Raw genomic sequence first — 16952 nt, forward strand, 5'->3', positions numbered from 1 at the left:
GGTACTGCGGTCACACGTGGGAGAGTAGGTAGCTGCCAACCTTATTAAGCACAGGGTCATCTTCACAAGAGATGACCCTCTTTGCTGTTTATACCTAATCTAACTCAAATAAGGAATAGGGCAGAGAAAAAAATAACAATAAAAAAGGGTCTTGCAACAATGCAAGACCCTTTTCTTTTGATTTGATTACCAATTATCTTTCAATTAGTTCAGCAGGCTGACGCTGCGTTCGATAAACTCGGCTAAGGCTTGCCCTTTTAACTCGTTCTGGGATAGCAAAGCCAAATCGTACGCATGACGGATTAGTTTGGTCTTGGTGGCTTCATTACTTTCTGCTAATATCTTGCCAATAAGTGGATGATTCGCATTTACCGTTACGTTTTTGCTGTCTGGCATTGCCCCAAACATATTACCCATGCTGTTGGTCGCATACATTTCTTTCATACGACGCATAAATTCTGGCAAAGTAATCGTAACTGGCAAATCATCTGGAGAAAGAGATTCGACGCTAAGTGCAACTCCTTCGCCTCCGATATTTTTATTAAATATCTCTTTTACGGTTTCTTTTTCTGTATCCGAAAGTACACTGGCGATGCTTACATCTTTGTCGATGAGTTTGTCGGCAAGGTCGGCATCCACACGTTTGAAGGCTGTTTTCTCCAAGTGTCTTTCCAAGAATGCAATATAATGGCTATCAATGATGTGATCAAAAAGCAACACATCAAAGCTGCGTTTGGTGGCAGCCTGAATATACGAACTTTGCTTTTGGGCATCGTTGCTGTAGAGCCAAACTAATTGTTCGGTTTTGTCGGTTTGATTGGCTTTGGTGTGCTCTTTGTATTCGTCGAGTGTAAATAACTTGCTTTCTGTGTTTTTTAATAAAGCAAATGGCTTGGCGCGTTCAAAGAATTTATCATCGCTGATAATGCCGTATTTGACAAAAACATTGATACTGTCCCATTTTTCCTCAAAACCTTTGCGGTCGTTATTGAAAATTTCGGCGAGTTTGTCGGCTACTTTTTTGGTGATATGCGCATTGATTTTCTTTACGTTCGAATCCGCTTGCAAGAAACTACGCGAAACGTTGAGGGGAATATCTGGCGAGTCAATTACGCCGTGTAATAACATCAAAAATTCAGGAACTACGTCTTTCACCTCATCTGTGATGAATACTTGGCGCGAATACAGCTGAATTTTGTCGCGATTTACCTCAAAGTTGTTATCTACTTTAGGGAAGTAAAGCACACCCGTTAGGTTGAACGGATAATCTACGTTGAGATGAATCCAGAAAAGTGGGTCTGCAGCCGTTGGGTACAGTTCTTTGTAGAAAGCAATGTAATCTTCATCTTTAAGTTCCGACGGCGATTTTGTCCATAAAGGTTGCGTATTATTGATTTTTTCGCCTTCTAACTCCACTTGTACGGGCAAGAATTTGCAGTATTTAGTCAAAATACCGCTCAAACGCCATTTGTCCAAAAACTCTTCTGAGTCTTCGGCAATGTGTAGGATAATGTCTGTGCCGCGTTCTTGGCGTTCGGCTTCCGTGATTTCGTATTGCGTGCTACCATCGCAAGTCCAGCGTGCGGCTTGGCTGCCTTCGCGGTACGATTTGGTGATGATTTCGACCGTAGAAGCCACCATAAACGCCGAGTAAAATCCCAAACCAAAATGCCCGATGATTTGCTGTTGTCCGTCCGAAGCCTTGTCTTTGTATTTTTCCAAAAACTCACTTGCGCCCGAAAATGCAATTTGATTGATGTATTTTTTGATTTCGTCGGCAGTCATACCGATGCCGTTGTCGGAAATGGTAATTGTTTTTTGCTCTTTATCGAAAGAAACTTTTACTAATAGTTCGCCCATTTCGCCTGTAAACTCACCGATAGCGGCTAATCTTTTGAGCTTTTGGGAAGCATCTACGGCATTGGAAACCAACTCACGCAAAAAAATGTCGTGGTCAGAGTACAAGAATTTCTTAATAATAGGAAAAATGTTTTCGGTGTGAATCGAAATTGTTCCTTTTTCTTCTGCTACCATTTGATATTTTATATAATTGGGTTAAACAAAAAATCGAAATATTTGGAGGCGTAAAGGGCAAAATCTATTCCAAAATGATATGACTGTCAATGTGGCAGTAGTCTGCCAATACGTATTTTTTGAAGAAAATCTGATTTTTTTAAAAAAGTGAGCTATGTTTTGATTTGTGCAACGCAAACGTTTTCAGATTTAGATTTGATGAAAATTAACTAAAAAAAAGCGACTTTTGTTGTTATTATTTTTAATAAAAAAATAAAATATTTATTAAAATAATAAGAAATAGGCTGCCGAAACTGCAAACGCTTGCGTGACGAACTATTGCAAATTTAAAAGCAATACGTTTATTTTAGACCCAAAATAAAATTTTGGAATATACTATATAGCCCTAGATAATTTTTTTTTACTGATTATTTTTTTGAAATAATTTTGTTTAAAATAATAATTGGTTTTGTTAGCAAAATGATAATAAAAAACTTTTTTGACTAATAAAACTGTAAAAATTAAAGATTGCTTATTGGTTATATTTCAGGCTTTTATGATTTTTTTTAAATATTATTTAACTTACAAAAAACTATGTTAAAACATTAAAAAACCAATTTCCAATAACCTAATAACAAACTATTTCACTCAAATTATAATAACCCATTATGAGAAAACTATATCTGATTACACAGGCAGTGTTTCTGACATTGTTTGTAACTCTTAGTGCAATCGCACAGGAAAAAACAATTACAGGTACAGTAACTGCTTTTGAAGACGGCAACCCAATACCAGGGGTAAACGTCGTGGTAAAAGGCACGACAACAGGTACCGCTACGGATTTAAATGGTAAGTATTCAATAAGTGTTGCCGAAGGTGTTACGCTTGTATTTAGCTCTGTTGGCTATACTAACGAAGAAGTAGTAGTGGCTGGCCAAACATCGATTGACGTAAAAATGGTGTTGAATGTATCAAGCCTTTCGGAAGTTGTTGTAGTAGGTTATGGTACACAAGAACGCCGCGACGTAACAGGCGCGATTTCTTCTGTAAAATCCACTGCCCTTAAAAATAATCCCGTAAACAGTTTTGATGCTGCTCTACAAGGCCGCACGGCTGGTGTACAAGTACAGCAATCTACAGGTATCCCTGGTTCGGCTATTCGCGTGCGCGTACGTGGTACGGCCTCTATTGGTGGTAGTGCCGATCCTTTGTATGTAGTAGATGGTGTGCCGCTTAACACAGACCAGACAAGTGACCCTAATGCGCCAACAAGTGCAGTAAATACAAACCCATTGTCTTCTATCAACCCTAATGATATTGAGTCTATTGAGGTGTTGAAAGATGCGGCAGCGGCGGCTATTTATGGTTCAAGAGGTGCTAATGGTGTAGTATTGATTACGACCAAACGCGGTAAAAGCGGCAAAACTGCTTTCGATTTGAGCTACATGACGGGTGTATCTTCAGCTACACATAAACTAAAAATGTTGAGTGGCTCTGAGTGGATGCAACTTTATAATGAAGCGCGTGTAAATGATGGTCTTGCGCCACTTGGCCCTAACCAAGATTTTACGATTAATGGCGTTACGATGACTCCAAATACTATCGCTAATACTAATTGGATTGACGAGGTGTTACAAACAGGTTCTTACCAAGATGTAAACCTTTCGGCAAAGGGTGGTAGCGAAAAAACAAAATTCTTTGCAAATGGTAGCTATAACCGTAATGAAGGTATGCTGAAAGGCAATACGTTTGAGCGTTTGAGCGGTCGTTTGAATGTGGACAATCAAGCGTCTGAACGTGTAAGCATTGAAGGAGGTGTAGGTATCACTTACACCAGAAGCAAAATGCCCAAAACATCATACAATGGTGGTATTGGTGCTGCTCAATCTGGTGCTTTAAATATTTGGCCAGTTTATAATGCTGATGGCTCGTATTTTGGTACGCAATTGGCTAACCCAGCTACTTGGTTTAACCCAATCGCTCAATTGGAAGATAAATATACTACTCATAACTACAGAACTTTGGGTAATATGAAAGCCAGTTATAAAATTCTTCCTGAATTGGTGTTAAGCTCACAAGGTTCGATAGATTTATTAACGCAAATAGAAGATAACTACTATTCTCCAGTAAACCGTTATTATAATAATAGACCATTGGGTGCATCTTCGGAGCGTCGTCTTACCAATGTAAACCTGTATTGGTCTTCGATGTTGAGCTACAACAAAACATTTAATGAGGTGCATAACATCAGTGCGGTTGTGGCTTACGACGTACAAAACTTTAGCAACCGCGTTGCTGGTTATTATCCTCAGGGTTTTGCAGGCTTTGCCAATAGCGCATTTACCACAGGTAGTGCTAACAATCTGGTGGCCGAATGGGCTGCTACTGCTGATAAAGCCAATTCTCCGACGGTTGGATACAGCTATCTAAATAGATATGGTTTTATCTCCTATGTTAGCCGCGTGAATTATAAATACAATGACAGATATTTGCTTGGCTTAAGTTTCCGTTCGGATGGTTCGTCTAATTTTGGTCCTGACCACCGATTTGGTTACTTCCCTGCCGCTTCTGCGGGTTGGATTATGACTGAAGAAGATTTCATCAAAAATATTCCTGCCATTAGCTTCTTGAAATTACGTGCAAGTTATGGTGCTACTGGTAATGCTAACATTGGTAATTCACAATGGTTTGGTTCGTATAGTGCTGGCGTTGGGTATGGAGGAAGTTCTGGTCTTTACCAAACTCGTTTGGCTAATGATGCACTTACTTGGGAGAAAAACCGTCAGTTTGATGCAGGTATTGACTATGGCTTCCTAAATAATAGAATTTCTGGTACAATTGGTTTTTATAACAAAACAAGTACCGCATTGCTATTGAGCTACCCAGTACAAACATCAAGTGGTTTTAGTTCGTCAGTGGTAAACTCTGATGTAGTGGTGAAAAACACAGGTATTGAGTTTGATATTAAGTCTGAAAACTTAGTAGGTGATTTCAAATGGACTACGGAATTAAACATTTCATCTAACCGCAACCGTGTAACAGACGTAGCAGGTATTGCCCCTGACGGGTTTGGTGCGAGCGAAGGTGATACACGCGTAATCAAAAACCAGCCTATTGGTATTTCATATTTGGCCAAATTTGCAGGCGTTGACCCACAAACTGGTTTGGAGATGATTTATAAAGTAGATGCTAACGGTAACCCAACGGATGAAAAAATCGTTGCTACGGCAGATGCTGTACAAGCTAACCGTACAGCTTTGGGTCGCCCATTCCCTAAATTCACAGGTGGTTTTACCAACCGTTTTGCTTACAAAAACTTTGAATTAGAAGTATTGTTCGCCTTCTCGTATGGCAACCAAATCTATGATGATGGTGCTAAAGTTCAAATCGGTGGTAAACTTTATGAATGGAATCAACGTGCAGAATTGCTTGACCGTTGGCAACAACCAGGTGATATTACGGACGTTCCGAAAGTAACCTTGAACCCATTGGGTGGTAATGGCTATTCTGATAATACAAGCCGTTTCTTGTACGATGCTTCTTATATGCGTTTGCGTAATATCAAATTGAGCTATAACGTTCCTGCGGCTGCTTTGAAAAAAGCTAAAGTTACAAGCTGTCAAATATTTGTGGCTGCTCAAAACTGGCTAACTTTCACGAAATACAGAGGTTGGGATCCAGAAGTAGTGCGTTATAACTCAAGCAGCGCAGGTGCTAATATTGCTTTTGGTGCACCATACTTGCCTACACCACAAGCCAAAACACTTACTGTAGGTTTCAATCTTGGTTTTTAATCTAAACACATTTAAAGACGAAGTACAATGAAAAAAATATATATATCAGCAGCCTTGTTTGCTGCGCTTACATTCGGGGTTAGCTGTAACAAAGTATTAGATTTTACGCCCCCAACAGAAATAGATGCCAATATTGCGATTAAAACAGCAAATGACGTACAATCTGTTTTGATGATGTCGTACCAACAAATTACATCGGCTGGCTTTTTGACGGGTGCTGTAATTCGTACAAGCGAACTTTATGGCGACAATGTTAATCCTGCTCGTATTACTGGTGATGACAAAGCCGTGTATGATGGTTCGGGGAGTATTTTCAATAGTGTGGGTCGTGGACTTTGGGCGAATGGTTATACTGGTATTTCAAGAGCCAACAACGTGATTTATTTATTGGATACCAAATCATTCCCTGAAGCTACACAAGCATTCAAAGACCAACTTAGAGGCGAAGCCTTGTTCTTGAGAGCGGTGGCGCACTTCGAATTGGTTCGTTTGTTTGCTAAGCCTTACACCAATGACCCAACCAACGATCCAGGTGTTCCGTTGAGAGTTGTTCCTATCACGACACCTGAGCAGGCAAAAATCCCTGTACCTCGTGCCAAAGTGGCGGTCGTATATGCGCAAGTAATTCAAGATTTGAAAGATGCTATTGAGCTTTTGCCTACTTCAAATGGCAGCAGAGCAAACAAAATGGCAGCTAAAGCATATTTGGCGCGTGTTCTTTTTAACAAAGAAGATTATTCGGGTGCTTATGATTATGCCAACGATGTGATTACTAATAGCGGCGTGGTAAGTGATATGAATATTACTGCCCCATTCCGTATGATTGATAAAGAGGCTGGCGATAACGACAACTACAAAACGCGTGGTGTGTTATTCCAAGTATATTCATCTTCGAATAGCTATGATGTGAGCACTTTGCTTAGAAATGATTTCTGGAATACTTCAGCCAGTGCGGTGAGAATACCTTTTACTAATTCAGGTAGTAACAGTATTTATACTGCATTGCTTAATAATGGTGGTAGTAGATTATCGCAATTAGTAGAAGCTCCAACTGGCGAGCTTCCATATTCAAGCAAATGGCAAGGCCTAATGTTCATGAATGTACCTATTATTCGCCTTACAGAAATGTATTTGACTCGCGCAGAAGCTGGTTTGCGTGCGGGTAAAGTGGATGCAACTACTGCTGCTGCTGATGTAAATTACGTTCGTAGCTTGGCGGGTGTATCTACCTTTACTACCGTAACACTTGAAGATATTCAGGCAGAACGCCGCGTAGAGTTGGTGATGGAAGGTGACCGTTTCCACGAACTTCGTCGTCTTAAGCAAAATGTAAGAAGCAATCCGTTCAATAGCTCGGATCTTTTGCTTAAAATTCCTGATAGTGAAACCAACGCAAATTCGGCTATCGAACAAAACTAATTTAAGTTGAAACACACAGCGGCATTGTAACTTAATGCCGCTGTTCTCCCAAGTTTTTACGATTATCCTAAATTAAAATTATGAGACATTTCAATATAAAAAATAGCTTGTTTGTGGCACTGTTGGCTTCGGCTGCTTTGGTGGGCTGCAAAAAAGATGATTATGCGCCTGTGGGCGAAAGCTATGCCATTACGTCCGAATCTGTGATGGGCTCTTGGAAATTAAGTGCTGTAACAGAAATTGATGAATCGGCTGTTTATTTGGGTTATCCTGCGGCTGTACAATCAGAAGACATAACGTCGGCTTATGCTTTTGATACTTATGAGATTTCGTTTACGACAAATGAAGATAAAGTATCTGGAGGTTATACGGTCTCTAATTCCAGTAATGCTCCCATCTTTATACCAAGCTCTGGTAGCTGGAAGTTTTATGACCCCAACGGTCCACGTCAGATAAAAATGGTTGCTACTGGCAGCCAAGATACTGTTTTAGTGGATTTCCCTTCGGCGTATCTAAAATCGCAAAACAAATTAGCATTGTCTTTCTCTCGCAAAGGCTCAGATGGCAAGGCTTATTTAACTTACAAATACGCCTTCACAAGAAAATAATAGTATCCATCTTTAAAACACCTCAACTATTATGAAATATTATTTTTCAGTCATATTAACGCTTGTGTCGTTTTGGTCTTTCGGACAAGTTATTACTACGGCTCCTTCGTCGTTCACAGGCCAAGACCAAGTTAAAATTTCCATTGATGTTACTGGTACAGCAGTGGACGGCATAGAGCCGCTTTATCTCTGGACTTGGAGCCCTGCTGAACCTCCAGGCGGCAATGGTACTTGGACTAGCTCAAACGAAACGATGAAGCTAACAAAAGAGGCTACCAATATTTGGAGTATTACTATGGTTCCAAGCCAGTATTATGGTGTACCGCCAGCTAAAATATCTCAAATTGCATTTCTTGTAAAAGCAAAAGATGGTAGTGGCAGCCCAGAAAAGAAAACAAAAGACTTGTCTGTTCCTGTAGATGCTGTAACTTACAAAGATACTGTTACTCGCGTATTTCCTACTAAATTTACAGATAATGATGTAGTTGCATTCTATTACAATCGTACTTTGGACAAAAGTAATACGATGAAGGCTTTAGGTGCAGATGATGTGTATATGTACGCTGAAGCCAGAGTAAAAAATGCAGCAGGCACAGAGTCGCAGAAAGTAATCGTATCAAAATCACAAGTAGGAACGGTTGATGCCTTGAAAGCGACGAGTGTTTCTAACGATTTGTTCAGATTACGTATGATTCCTCGTAAGTTTTTTAACATAGCAGACGGGGAGCACATTACGCAAATAAAAGTTCAATTCCGTAGTAAAGATGGTTCTTCTGGTGCTTTGAAAGATACCAATGCAAGTACTAACAACGATTTTGATTTTGTAGTAAGATAATTCTTCGCACTAAACAATATAAACCAAAAAAAGCCCACAGCATTGAAGTTGTGGGCTTTTTTATTTCTACTAAAAAGAGAAAATTAAACGTGTAATGCGCGGTTGTCGGTTGCGGCCAAACACGCTTCTTTGAGGGCTTCCGTAAACGTTGGGTGCGCGTGCGACATACGCGAAACGTCTTCGGCAGAAGCTCTAAACTCCATGGCTACAACGGCTTCCGCTATCATGTCCGCAGCACGTGGCCCGATGATATGAACACCCAAAATTTCGTCTGTGTTTTTGTCGGCCAACACTTTCACCAAGCCGTCTAAGTCCATGCTCGCGCGTGCACGACCCAAAGCCTTGAACGGGAACGAACCTGTTTTGTACGCACGGCCTTCAGCTTTCAACGCTTCTTCCGTTGCACCCACAGAGGCCACTTCTGGCCACGTATAAACTACACCAGGGATAAGGTTGTAGTTGATGTGTGGTTTTTGGCCTGCAATTGTTTCAGCCACCAAAACGCCTTCTTCTTCCGCTTTGTGCGCAAGCATCGCGCCGCGAACTACGTCGCCGATAGCGTAAATATGTGGCACGTTAGTTTGCAAATGACCGTTTACTTTAATGCGGCCTCTTTCTTCCATTTCCACGCCTGCATTTTCCAAAGCCAAACCTTTCGTGTAAGGGCTGCGGCCAATCGACACCAAGCAGTAATCACCCGAAAGTGTCACAGGTTTGCCGTTTTCGTCGTCGGCTGTTACTTGCACCGTATCGCCCAAGTTTTCTACTTTGGTTACTTTATGTTTGAAATAAAACTCGGTGTTGAGTTTTTTCATTACTTTCAAAAGCTCTTTGCCCATCGTGCCGTCCATGGTTGGGATAAGCGAACCTGCAAATTCCACGAACGAAACTTTTGCACCCAAACGCGCATAAACCGAACCCAATTCTACGCCGATTACACCGCCGCCAATCACGATAAGGTGTTTCGGTACTTCTTTGAGTTCGAGGGCTTCCGTAGAAGTAATCACGCGTGTTTTATCCACAGGAATAAATGGCAATACCGTTGGTTTTGAACCAGTGGCGATAATGACATTTTTCGCGCCGATGTCTTCGGTTGTGCCATCTACTTTCGTGATGCGCACCGTATTTTTATCTACAAACGAACCGATGCCGTTGTATTCAGCTACTTTATTTTTTTTCATCAAAAAGCGAATACCACCCGAAGTTTGTTGTACTACGTCGGCCTTACGCTTAATCATTTGCGCCAAATTTACTTTTGGTGCTTCGATTTCGATACCGTGTTCTTTGAAAGAATGCGCGGCATTGTAGAAATGTTCTGATGAATCTAATAGTGCTTTAGAAGGAATACAACCCACATTCAGGCAAGTGCCGCCCAAAGTGTTGTATTTCTCGATAATAGCAGTCTGCAAACCAAGTTGGGCGCAGCGAATAGCGGCCACATAGCCACCTGGGCCAGAGCCAATTATTACTACATCATACGTTGTCATGGAAACAATATGGTTTTAATTGAAATTTATATTGTTGTTTGTTAAAGAATGTACATTAGTTGTCGTTCTCGTCGTGGGCAAATGTAACAATTGCCAGTTAAGAAAAGAATGTAAAAAGTCAGTTCTGTAAATTTATCAACAGCAAATCTTTCTTTTAGGCTTTGTTTAATTAATTTTGAAAGTACACGACCTCTATTATCAGTTGATAATCTTGTTCAGGTGGCTTATTGGTAATGCCATCTAAAATGTTGAATTATCTATTATCTGGGTCAGTACATACGCACGGTTGTGCTTATGTATAAGTACTTGCAACGAACAATTAGGCTATTGTATCGAACAATCTAACACTTGCAACGAACAATTAGACTATTGTATCGAACAATCTAACACTTGCAACGAACAATCAGACTATTGTATCGAACAATCTAACACTTGCAACGAACAATTAGACTATTGTATCGAACAATCTAACACTTGCAACGAACAATCAGACTATTGTATCAAACAATCTAACACTTGCAACGAACAATTAGACTATTGTATCGAACAATCTGACACTTGCAACGAACAATCAGACTATTGTATCAGTAAATACGCACGGTAGTGCGCATATTCTAAGGCTTGTAGCTGTATGTAAACCATAGCGATGTATATTGTTTACAAATAACTTAACAATAAGGCTTCGTAAACTTGTCTTTCTTTCCCAAATACCTATTATTTTTGCTCCCCCAACAACAAAATGAACTTGCTAACCTAACGCATGCTTACAGAAGGTAGAAAATATATAGTTCAGGGCGTGTTCGTCTTGGTGGGCTTGGTGTTTCTGATAAAATTGTTTTTTCTACAAATCATCGACGACACATACAAGCAAGCCGCAGACGAAAACGCACTGCAAAAAATGGTGGATTATCCGTACAGAGGCCTCATTTATGACCGCGACGGAAAGATTATGGTTTATAACGTTCCCGTGTACGACGTGATGGTGACCCCGCGCGAAGTGCGCAAGGATATGGATACGCTTGGTTTTTGTAACTTGCTCAAAATCACGAAAGAGGAATACATAAAATATATGCGTTCGGCCAAGATACATTCGAGCGTAAAGCCTACGCCGTTTATTAAGCAGCTTTCGCACACGGATTTTGCCAGCATCCAAGACCAACTCGTGGATTACCCTGGCTTTTTCATTATGCCGCGCACGGTGCGTTCGTATCCCAATCACTCGATGGCCAGTGCGTTGGGGTATATTGGCGAAATTAGCCGCCGCCGCCTCGAACGCGACACGACGGGTTACTACAAAATCGGGGATTATATCGGTATCAGTGGTTTGGAAGGCGAATACGAATCGTATTTGCGTGGCCGCAAAGGTGTAAAATATATGCTCGTGGACGTGCACGGTATCCAAAAAGGTTCGTTTAAAGATGGTGCTTTCGACACGACAGCCGTGCGAGGCGAAAATCTTTATTCGTCCATTGATTTGGAGCTACAAAAATATTGCGAAAAGGTAATGCAAAATAAAGCGGGCAGTATCGTGGCCATTGAGCCTTCTACGGGTGAAATTTTGGCCTTTGTTTCTGCGCCAACCTACGACCCCGAACTACTGACGGCACGCGAATTTCCAAAGAATTATTCCCGACTCCAGAAAGACAGCATGAAACCCCTGTTCAACAGGCCGCTCATGGCTCCCTATCCTCCAGGTTCGATTTTCAAAACCATTCAGGCACTTATCGGTTTGCAAGAAGGTGTCATTGACTCCACGACCATTTATCCGTGTGTGCAAAACGTGGTGCATTGCCACCCGCACCCTTCGCCTTGCAATTTGCGTCAATCGCTGCAATGGTCTTGCAACCCGTATTATTTGAATGTTTATCGCCGTATTATTAACCAAAACAGAAGCCGTAACACATTCACAGACACGCGTTTGGGTTATGAAAAATGGCGCGAATATGTCGAAAGTTTCGGCTTAGGCCAACAACTTGGCGTAGATTTGCCCAACGAGAAAAAAGGTATTTTGCGCAAAGCCACGTATTTCGACCGCGTGTATGGCGAAAATCGTTGGAAATATTCAAACCTCTATTCGATGAGTATCGGGCAAGGCGAAATCGGGATGAATCCATTGCAAATGGCGAATTTGGCGGCCATTTTGGCCAACAGAGGTTTTTATTATACGCCGCATTTTATCCGAAAAATGGGGGATAATGGCAAAATCGCACCCGAATTTACCCAACGCCACACCACCAAAGTAGAGCCTAAGTATTTTGATGTAATCGCCAACGGCATGATGGACGCGGTGCGCAACGGTACGATTTGGTCAAAGGCACGCATGCAAAGCGTCGTAATTTGCGGCAAAACGGGTACGGCTCAAAACCCGCAAGGGGACGACCACTCCGTATTCATTGGTTTTGCACCAAAAGACAATCCTAAAATTGCAGTAGCTGTTTTTGTGGAAAATGCGGGTTTCGGGGGCTTTGTGGCTGCTCCAATCGGTTCTTTGGTTATCGAAAAATACCTGAAAGACACGATTATACGCAAGAACTTGGACATTCACATGACAGGCCAAGACTTCATTCACCCCAAAAAGCCTAAAGTGGCAACCGTGCAAGACGCTAATAAAACGAAAAGCGAAAAAACGGCTACAAATTCAAATAACATTCCTCTAATTACAAATCCTATCGGCAACAATGGCGGAACTCAGACGAGAAGAACGGATAGCACAGAATATTGATTGGCTCACGGTGCTACTTTTTGCGCTAATGGTTGCCGCTGGCTGGCTCAATATTTTTGCGGCGGTGTATGATGCGCAATCTCAGCAAAGTATTTTTGATTTGGATATAAATTCGGGGAAACAAATTCTTTGGATTGGTACGACCGTCATCATTATCACGATGTTGATGGCCATCGACTACAAGTTTTTCGATTCGTTCGCTTATGTGATTTATGGCGCAATGATGATAATATTGATAGGCGTTTTGTTCGGCGGAAAAGTCGTGGCGGGTTCTAAATCGTGGATTGGCGTGGGAGGCTTCGGGATTCAACCTTCCGAATTTTCCAAAACGGCCTGCGCCTTGGCTTTGGCTAAGTTTTTGAGCAAACCGGGTCTGCGCCTCGACCGCACCAACGACATGTTTACGGCTGCGGCTATTATCGCGTTGCCTGCGTTGTTGATTTTGTTACAAAATGATACGGGTTCTACACTGGTTTTTAGTTCGTTTATTATCGTGCTGTACCGCGAAGGCTTGCCGCCAGTGTATCCAGTGTTAGGGATTACGGTGGTGGCCTTGTTTATCCTAACGCTTTTAGTCCCACAACTTTATCTTATCATTGGTTTGGTGGTTCTTGCCCTGATTATCATTGCGCTGATTCCCAAAAGCATCAAAAATATTGCAGTGATTGTGGGCGGATTGGCTATCGTGGTGGCGGTGGTGATGGGTGTTGATTTCTTCGTAAATGATGTGTTACAGCCGCACCAACAGAACCGCATCAAAGCCTTGATAGACCCCGACGGCGACCCGCTCGGCTATGGTTGGAACGTAACCCAATCCAAAATTGCGATTGGGTCGGGCGGCTTTTTGGGTAAAGGTTTTCTGGAAGGCACGCAAACCAAATTCGATTTTGTACCCGAACAAAGCACCGATTTTATTTTCTGTACCATCGGCGAAGAACACGGCTGGTTTGGGAGTTTTTTGGTAATTGCGGGTTTTATGACCTTGCTCATGCGCATTGTTTTCTTAGCCGAACGCCAAAAATCGCGTTTTGCGCGGGTGTACGGCTATTCTGTCGCCTCGATTTTATTTTTTCACATGATGGTCAATATCGGCATGACTATTGGCCTGTTCCCAGTAATCGGGATTCCATTGCCGTTTTTTAGTTATGGCGGTTCGTCTTTGTGGTCGTTTACTATTTTGTTATTTATTTTATTAAAATTAGATGCGCATCGCAGCCAAATTTTGAACAGATATTAATTTTTATAGCATTTGAAAACAGCCTTTCTTCCCGAATTTTTATCGCGCAAACGTATAACGATTTGGTGGCGTTGGGCTGTTTTCTTTTTTTGTATCTTTTTTATAATCAAAGATTTACGCGCCAAAGATGCCGCCGAATGGCAACTAATCGCCCAAAGCCTTGCACAGCACAAATGGCTGTTGGTGGGGTTGCTGGCCTTTTTGCCGCTCAACTGGACGCTAGAGGCTTTAAAGTGGAAAGTTTTAGTCCGAAAATTGGAGCGCATCACGCTGCCCGAAGCCCTGAAAGGCGTCCTGACGGGCGTGGTATTTAGTTTTATTTCTCCCCAAACTATCGGCGATTACACAGGTCGTTTTTTGCACTTACAAACAGCCTCGCGCCTCAACAGTGCGGGAGCGTTGCTTGTCGGCAATTTCGCGCAATTGTGGGTTACGCTTTGCTGCGGCACGTGGGGCTATTGGTATTTCCTGAAAACTTATACCCAAAATAGTGCACTCATTATCAATGGTTTGTTTTGGATTTTGCTCTTGGCCAACCTACTGATTTTGTTTTTTTACTTTAATGTTTCGTGGCTGTATAAGCTGGTGGCACGCATTGTTTTACTGCAAAAATTTTTGCCATATCTGGAAATTATGAGCCAATATCGCGCACCAGAACTCACGCGGGTATTGGTGTACGCACTGTTACGATATGGAATTTTTACGGGGCAATTTGTGGCGGCATTGGCTATTCTGGAAGTGAATTTGCCGCTGGGCGTGTTGCTCAATGGCATTGTCATTATTTTTTTGGTCAAATCCGTTATCCCGACGCTGAGCGCGTTCGGCGATTTGGGTTTGCGCGAGTTTTCGGCGTTGGTGTTTTTCAAACATTTTACCATTGCTACCGAAAAAGTCATTGCCGCCAGTTTGCTACTGTGGCTTATCAATATTTTGTTGCCTGCGCTGGTGGGGCTTTATTTTATTTTCAAAATAAAAATCAAACCATCAAAAACCCGATAACTTCTTGGTTTTGGGCGTTGCATAGCGGTGGTTTATCTGTACTTTTGCGGTCAAATTCTCATTAATGCTAATTTTTTCTCGGAGTGGACTTATATAAATATTATTCGTCGTGTGGTGGCGTAGTCAGTACCGACACGCGTTCTATTGCCAAAGGCAGCTTATTTTTTGCCCTCAGAGGTGCAAATTTTGATGGAAACCGTTTTGCTTTAGAGGCCATCGAAAAAGGCGCGAGTTACGCCGTCGTGGACGATGCCCAACTCAAAGACCAACCTCGTTGTTTGTATGTGCCAGACGTGTTGGCCGCGTTGCAAGGACTTGCCCGCCAACATAGCCGTTTGCTCAATATTCCGATTATTGCCGTAGGCGGCTCAAACGGGAAAACAACGACCAAAGAGTTGATAGCAAAGGTTTTATCTAAAAAATATCAAACATTTGCCACACGTGGTAACCTCAACAATCACATTGGTGTTCCGTTGAGTTTGCTTTCTATCGGTGTAGAAATAGAAATTGCCGTGATAGAAATGGGAGCAAATGGCCCTAACGAAATTGCTTTGTTGTGTGAAATTGCCGAGCCTTCGCACGGCGTAATTACTAATATTGGCCGCGACCATTTGGAAGGTTTTGGCAGCATCGAAGGCGTAGCCAAAGCCAACAGCGAGCTGTATTATTATTTGCTCAACAACGATGGCGTGGCTTTTGTCAATACGCAAGAAGAATACCTCTCGCGCATGGCTTCGCGTTTTAGCGAGTACGTGAGCTATCCAGCCGAAAAAGATTATTACACTTGCAAACTGCATAACGCCGATATGTTTTTGCAGGTGCAAGCCGCCAACGGCGACATTATCCAAACGCAAATGATTGGAGCTTATAACTTCAATAACATTGCTACTGCGCTTTGTATTGGTAAATATTTTGGTGTGCCAGATGAGGCCGCGCACGCTGCTGTGGCCGAATATGTGCCTTCCAACAATCGTTCGCAACTTTTGCGCACGGCGCACAATACCGTGATTCTGGACGCGTACAACGCCAATCCAAGTTCGATGAAAGTGTCCGTAGAAAATTTTGCGCAAATGCGCGTGAACGGCCAAAAAGTCTTGGTATTGGGCGATATGTTTGAGCTTGGCAACGACAGCGAATCCGAACACCGCGCCTTAGGCCAACTCATCGGCCAACATTCTTTTGACATGGTGTGTCTGTGCGGCGAGGCCATGAAATCTGCGCAAGCCGTTTTGCCGCAAGCCGTTTATTTCCCAACCCGCCAAAGCCTCGAATCTTTTTTTACGGTGTATCCCGTGCAGAATGCGTATGTGTTGCTGAAAGGTTCGCGCGGTATGAGTTTGGAAAAACTTGTGCCATTGCTATAATTATTTGCAAATGAATATGTTAAAAATAAAAGTAATCAATCAGTCAGCGCACGAGTTGCCAGCCTACCAAACGCCCTTGTCGGCGGGGCTTGACCTTCGCGCCCAACTTTCCGAGCCTGTTACCTTAGCTCCGCTGCAACGTACACTTATCCCAACGGGTTTGTTTATCGAATTGCCCGAAGGCTACGAGGCGCAAATCCGTCCGCGTAGTGGTTTGGCTTTCAAGCATGGCGTAACCGTACTCAACAGCCCAGGCACGATAGATGCCGACTATCGCGGCGAAATAAAAGTGCTATTAGTGAATCTTTCGGACACAGAATTTGTAGTGGAAAACGGCGAACGTATTGCCCAAATGATTGTGGCACGCCACGAAACCATTGAGTGGGAAACTGCCGAGTCTCTTTCGGACACGCAACGCGGTGCGGGTGGCTATGGTAGCACAGGCAAAAAATAATATCAATCAATAAATACTTC

The 16952-nt window shown here is 42.4% G+C and carries 12 protein-coding genes; 10 read left to right on the forward strand and 2 right to left on the reverse strand.

Going from position 1 to position 16952, the window contains the following annotated elements:
- Positions 1 to 204: 204 nt before the first annotated feature.
- Positions 205 to 2034 (reverse strand): molecular chaperone HtpG, encoded by a 1830-nt coding sequence (htpG, locus tag BM090_RS06445; protein WP_091509524.1) that lies wholly within the window; start codon positions 2032 to 2034, stop codon positions 205 to 207.
- 647 nt (positions 2035 to 2681) lie between these two features.
- On the opposite strand from htpG, the gene BM090_RS06450 reads away from it, so the two are divergent.
- The 4 genes from BM090_RS06450 (at position 2682) to BM090_RS06465 (ending at position 8669) form a co-directional block, all read left to right on the forward strand.
- Positions 2682 to 5807 (forward strand): SusC/RagA family TonB-linked outer membrane protein, encoded by a 3126-nt coding sequence (locus tag BM090_RS06450; RefSeq protein WP_091509527.1) that lies wholly within the window; start codon positions 2682 to 2684, stop codon positions 5805 to 5807.
- 27 nt (positions 5808 to 5834) lie between these two features.
- The gene (locus BM090_RS06455) at positions 5835 to 7226 is read left to right on the forward strand and encodes a RagB/SusD family nutrient uptake outer membrane protein (protein WP_091509531.1); all 1392 of its coding nucleotides are present in this window, start codon (positions 5835 to 5837) and stop codon (positions 7224 to 7226) included.
- Positions 7227 to 7306: 80 nt separating this feature from the next.
- Complete coding sequence (locus tag BM090_RS06460) at positions 7307 to 7834, forward strand: DUF5004 domain-containing protein (protein WP_091509535.1); 528 nt, start codon at positions 7307 to 7309, stop codon at positions 7832 to 7834.
- A 31-nt stretch (positions 7835 to 7865) separates the two neighbouring features.
- Entirely contained in the window at positions 7866 to 8669 is an 804-nt protein-coding gene (locus tag BM090_RS06465; protein ID WP_143083894.1) for a DUF4961 domain-containing protein, read from the forward strand.
- An 83-nt stretch (positions 8670 to 8752) separates the two neighbouring features.
- Here the strand turns inward: BM090_RS06465 and lpdA are convergent, their stop codons facing one another.
- A complete protein-coding gene (lpdA, locus tag BM090_RS06470; protein WP_091509540.1) occupies positions 8753 to 10156 on the reverse strand; it encodes a dihydrolipoyl dehydrogenase in 1404 nt (467 codons plus the stop codon).
- 286 nt (positions 10157 to 10442) lie between these two features.
- Between lpdA and BM090_RS18130 the strand changes: the two genes are divergently transcribed.
- From BM090_RS18130 to dut, 6 genes are all read left to right on the forward strand, one after another.
- A complete protein-coding gene (locus BM090_RS18130) occupies positions 10443 to 10760 on the forward strand; it encodes a hypothetical protein (RefSeq protein ID WP_143083895.1) in 318 nt (105 codons plus the stop codon).
- A 156-nt stretch (positions 10761 to 10916) separates the two neighbouring features.
- On the forward strand, positions 10917 to 12878 hold the full coding sequence (gene mrdA / locus BM090_RS06475) for a penicillin-binding protein 2 (protein WP_091509543.1): 1962 nt from the start codon (positions 10917 to 10919) through the stop codon (positions 12876 to 12878).
- Positions 12835 to 14115 (forward strand): rod shape-determining protein RodA, encoded by a 1281-nt coding sequence (gene rodA, locus BM090_RS06480; RefSeq protein WP_091509545.1) that lies wholly within the window; start codon positions 12835 to 12837, stop codon positions 14113 to 14115. Before mrdA ends, rodA begins: the two co-directional genes overlap by 44 nt.
- A gap of 12 nt (positions 14116 to 14127) precedes the next feature.
- Positions 14128 to 15114 (forward strand): lysylphosphatidylglycerol synthase domain-containing protein, encoded by a 987-nt coding sequence (locus tag BM090_RS06485; protein ID WP_091509549.1) that lies wholly within the window; start codon positions 14128 to 14130, stop codon positions 15112 to 15114.
- An 83-nt stretch (positions 15115 to 15197) separates the two neighbouring features.
- Positions 15198 to 16478, forward strand: a complete 1281-nt coding sequence (locus tag BM090_RS06490) for a UDP-N-acetylmuramoyl-tripeptide--D-alanyl-D-alanine ligase (RefSeq protein ID WP_091509553.1) — start codon at positions 15198 to 15200, stop codon at positions 16476 to 16478.
- A 16-nt stretch (positions 16479 to 16494) separates the two neighbouring features.
- Positions 16495 to 16932 carry a dUTP diphosphatase gene (dut, locus tag BM090_RS06495; RefSeq protein WP_091509562.1) on the forward strand — a complete coding sequence of 146 codons (438 nt, stop codon included), beginning with the start codon at positions 16495 to 16497 and terminating at the stop codon, positions 16930 to 16932.
- Positions 16933 to 16952: the final 20 nt, after the last annotated feature.

Source organism: Flexibacter flexilis DSM 6793, from assembly GCF_900112255.1.
Taxonomy (GTDB): domain Bacteria; phylum Bacteroidota; class Bacteroidia; order Cytophagales; family Flexibacteraceae; genus Flexibacter; species Flexibacter flexilis.